The sequence below is a fragment of the Streptomyces albidus (ex Kaewkla and Franco 2022) genome (assembly GCF_013870515.1).
In the GTDB taxonomy this organism is placed as follows: domain Bacteria; phylum Actinomycetota; class Actinomycetes; order Streptomycetales; family Streptomycetaceae; genus Streptomyces; species Streptomyces albidus.
Genome location: NZ_JACBXA010000364.1, coordinates 1 through 4,222 on the forward strand (window position 1 = coordinate 1; position 4,222 = coordinate 4,222).

General features: G+C 70.8%; 4 protein-coding genes. All 4 read right to left on the reverse strand.

All coding sequences use genetic code 11. The features are described from left to right. On the reverse strand, positions 1–1,245 hold a 1,245-nt coding region (locus tag H5J26_RS28870; protein WP_309238104.1), incomplete at its 3' end, for a LutB/LldF family L-lactate oxidation iron-sulfur protein. Next, positions 1,242–1,958 carry a (Fe-S)-binding protein gene (locus H5J26_RS28875; RefSeq protein WP_181768917.1) on the reverse strand — a complete coding sequence of 239 codons (717 nt, stop codon included), beginning with the start codon at positions 1,956–1,958 and terminating at the stop codon, positions 1,242–1,244. The genes H5J26_RS28875 and H5J26_RS28870, both read right to left, overlap by 4 nt. Before the next feature lie 54 nt (positions 1,959–2,012). Further along, the gene (locus H5J26_RS28880; RefSeq protein WP_181768918.1) at positions 2,013–3,509 is read right to left on the reverse strand and encodes a rhamnulokinase; all 1,497 of its coding nucleotides are present in this window, start codon (positions 3,507–3,509) and stop codon (positions 2,013–2,015) included. Between the two features lie 40 nt (positions 3,510–3,549). Then, positions 3,550–4,222: SDR family oxidoreductase (locus H5J26_RS28885; RefSeq protein WP_181768919.1), on the reverse strand; the 673-nt coding region annotated here is incomplete at its 5' end.

Genomic DNA, 4,222 nt, shown 5'->3' on the forward strand with positions numbered 1-4,222 from the left:
CGCGGGCTTGATGGTCGTCTTCTGGCCCCGGACGCTGACCGTGCCGCCCTCGACGACGCGTTCCCGCAGGTGAACCAGGACCTCGGGGATGTCGATGGCGACCGGGCACACCTCGTAGCAGGCGCCGCACAGGGACGAGGCGTAGGGGAGCGAGGCGTCCAGTTCGCTCTGCACACCGCGCAGTTGGGGCGTGAGGATCGCGCCGATGGGGCCGGGATAGGGCGAGCCGTAGGCGTGGCCGCCGGCACGTTCGTAGACGGGGCAGACGTTCAGGCAGGCCGAGCAGCGGATGCAGCGCAGCGCCTGCCGCCCGACGGTGTCGGCGAGGGCGTCGGTACGGCCGTTGTCGAGCAGCACGAGGTGGAAGGCGGAGGGCCCGTCGGCGTCGGTGGTGCCCGTCCACGTCGAGGTGTAGGGATTCATCCGCTCGGCGGTGGAGGACCGCGGGAGGGTCTGCAGGAAGACCTCCAGGTCCTGCCAGGTGGGCACGATCTTCTCGATGCCCACGACGGAGATGAGCGTCTCCGGGAGGGTCAGGCACATGCGGCCGTTGCCCTCGGACTCGACGACGACGAGAGTGCCCGTCTCGGCGACCATGAAGTTCGCGCCGGAGATGCCGACCTTGGCGTTCAGGAACTTCTCCCGCAGATGGACCCGGGCGGCTTCGGCCAGTTCGGCGGGGTCGTCGGTGAGGCCCTTGGGTGCCGGGCGTCCCCAGTCGGCCATCTTCTCGCGGAAGATGTCGCGGATCTGGTCGCGGTTCCTGTGGATGGCCGGGACGAGGATATGGGAGGGCAGGTCGTCGCCGAGCTGCACGATGAGCTCCGCCAGGTCGGTCTCGTAGGCGGAGATTCCCGCTTCGGCGAGTGCCTCGTTCAGGCCGATCTCCTGCGTGGCCATGGACTTGACCTTGACGACCTCGCTCTCACCGGTCTCCTGGACCAGCCCGGCCACGATCCGGTTGGCCTCGCTCGCGTCGGCGGCCCAGTGGACATGGCCGCCCGCGGCGGTGACCGCTTCCTCCAACTGCTCCAGATAGTGGTCGAGATGGCGCAGCGTGCGGTTCTTGATCGCGGCGCCCGCCTCCCGCAGCTCCGCCCAGTCGCCCAGCTCCTCGACGGCCTGGGCGCGCTTCGAGCGGATGGTGTGTGTGGCGTGCCGCAGATTGCCGCGCAGCCGCATGTCACGCGTGGACTCGGCGGCTGCCTGCGGGAAGGAGGGCATGCCCAGGTAGGTGCCGCTCACAGTGGTGCCTCCTCGGTGCCGGCCAGGATCTCGGCGATGTGCACGGGGCGGACGGTGGCGCCGCGCCGGGAGAGCGTGCCGCCGATGTGCATGAGGCAGGAGTTGTCGACGGTGCACACCGTCTCCGCTTCGGTCTCCTCGATGTGCTGTGCCTTGTCGGCGCCCATGGCGGCCGAGACGTCGGCGTTCTTCACGGCGAAGGTGCCCCCGAAACCGCAGCACTCCTCCGCGCCCTCGAGCTCCACCAGGCTCAGTCCCTTGACGGCCTCCAGCAGCCGGCGGGGGCGGTCGCCGAGACCGAGCATCCTCAGCCCGTGGCACGTGGGGTGGTAGGTGACGGTGTGCGGGTAGTACGCGCCCACGTCCGTCACGCCCAGCACGTCGACGAGGAACTCCGTCAGTTCGTACGTGCGCGAGACGGACCCCTGCGTGGCCTCTGCGTCGATGCGCGGGTAGTTGTCCCGGACCATCGCCGCGCACGACCCGGAGGGGACGACGATGTAGTCGCAGTCGCGGAAGACGTCCGCGTAGCGACGCGCCAGCGGCTCGGACTCGCTCCTGTACCCGGTGTTGAACTGAGGCTGCCCGCAGCAGGACTGCCCCTCGGGGAAGTCGACCTCCACGCCGAGCCGTTCCAGGAGGGCCACGACTGCCCGGCCGGTGCGGGGATAGAGCGTGTCGTTGATACAGGTGATGAAGAGTGCGACCCGCACCTTCCCTCCTTTCGTCGTCTTCCGTCGCGTGGGGCCTGGGCCCCGGTTACGTCTTCAGCGGCGGTCGCGCACTGCCTGCGCCGCCCGCGACCACTCCTGCGGACTGCCGTGGCCGCCGGCCGGTTCGTACGTCCGCAGCGGCAGGGTGTCATACAGCATCCGCCTGACCTCCCCGGTTTCGCCACGAAGTGCACCGTTCGCACGTGCCTGGACGACGACGTTTCCGAGCGCCGACGCCTCGGCGGGGCCGGCGATCACGGGCAAACGGCAGGCGTCGGCGGTGAGTTGGCACAGCAGTGGATTGTGTACCCCGCCGCCGACGATGTGCACGGATTCGATCTCCCGGCCCGCCAGGCGCTGTGCGTCCTCGATGGCCAGCCGGTGTGCGAGCGCGAGGGAGTCGAGAACGCACCGTGCGGTCCCGGCCGGACCGTCCGGCACCGGCTGACCGGTGCGGCGGCAGGCCTCCGCGACGCGCTGGGGCATGTCTCCCGGTGCGATGAAACCGGGGTCGCCCGCGTCCAGCACGGACCTCAGGGGAGGGAGGGACGCGGCATCGCGCAGCAGCGCGGTCAGGTCCTGGGGCTGTCCCTGCGCATCCCACGTGCGCAGGCATTCCTGGAGCAGCCACAGGCCCATGATGTTGCGCAGGTAGCGGACCGTCCCGTCGACGCCGAGCTCGTTGGTGAAGTTGGCCAGCCTGCTCTCCTCCGACAGCACGGGGGCGGCCAGTTCGAGGCCGGCGAGCGACCAGGTGCCGGTGGCGATGTAGGCGAAGCGGCCGGTGGTGGCGGGCACCGCGGCGACCGCGGAGGCGGTGTCGTGCGAGCCGACGGCGGTGACGGGTACCGGCCCGGTCAGGCCCGTCTCCTCCAGCACTTCGGGCAGCAGCTCACCGGCGGGATCGCCCGGCCGGCGCAGCGGCGGGAAGAGCGACAGGTCGATGCCGGCGGCCCCGGCGACCTCCGGTGAGAAGTCGCGGGTGCGCGGGTCGATCAGCTGGGTGGTGGAGGCGTTGGTCAGCTCCGTGCCCCGTACCCCCGTCAGCCAGTACGAGAGCAGGTCGGGAATGAGCAACAACTGCTGTGCGGCGGCGAGTTGGGGCGTGTCCCGGGCGGCGGTGAGCTGGTAGACGGTGTTGAACGGGAGGTACTGCAGACCGGTGTGCGCGTACAGCTCCTCGGGCGGGATCCGCTCCGCCACGCGGGCAGCCATGCCCTCCGTACGTGCGTCCCTGTAGTGGACGGGATTCCCCAGTAGCGCGCCGTGCGCGTCGAGCAGCCCGTAGTCGACGGCCCAGGAGTCCACTCCGACCGAGTCGACGGGGCCCGCCGCGCGCAGCCCGTCGAGCATGCCCTGGTGGAGGGCGAGAATGTCCCAGTGCAGCGTTCCGCCCGTGCGCACCGGTCTGTTGGGGAAGCGGTGGACCTCCCGCAGCTCCAGGGTGCCGGGCCCGACGTGGCCGGTGATGACCCGGCCGCTGGACGCACCGAGGTCGACCGCCGCGAACGTGCCGGAGGCGGAGGAGCCGGCGGATGCGGGTGGTGACACGTGGCGGACCTCGGATCGTCGGGGGCGGGGGTGAGCGGGGTCAGCGGAGGAACGCGGCTGCCACACCCGCGTCGACGGGGACGTGCAGACCCGTGGTGTGGCTGAGGTCGCCGCCGGTCAGGGCGAAGACGGCGTTGGCGACATGTTCCGGCAGCACCTCGCGCTTGAGAAGGGTGCGCTGGGCGTAGAACTCGCCCAGCTGCTCCTCGGGGACGCCGTAGACGGCCGCCCTCTTGGCGCCCCAGCCGCCGGCGAAGATGCCGGAGCCGCGCACGACACCGTCGGGATTGATGCCGTTGACGCGGATGCCGGCCTCGCCCAGTTCGGCCGCCAGGAGCCGCACCTGGTGCGCCTGGTCCGCCTTGGCGGCGCCGTAGGCGATGTTGTTGGGGCCGGCGAAGACGCCGTTCTTGGACGAGATGTAGACGATGTCGCCGCCCATGCCCTGCGCGCCCATCATGCGAGCCGCCTCACGTGAGGTGAGGAAGGAGCCGCGCGCCATGATGTCGTGCTGGAGGTCCCAGTCCTCCGCGGTGGTCTCCAGCAGCGGCTTCGACAGGGAGATCCCCGCGTTGTTGACCACCAGGTCCACTCCGCCGAACGCGAGGGCCGCCTCCCGGAACGCCGCGACGATCTGCTCCTGCGAGGTGACGTCGACGGTGACGGCCACGGCCTTGTCCGGGCCGCCGAGTTCAGCGGCGACCTCTGCCGCG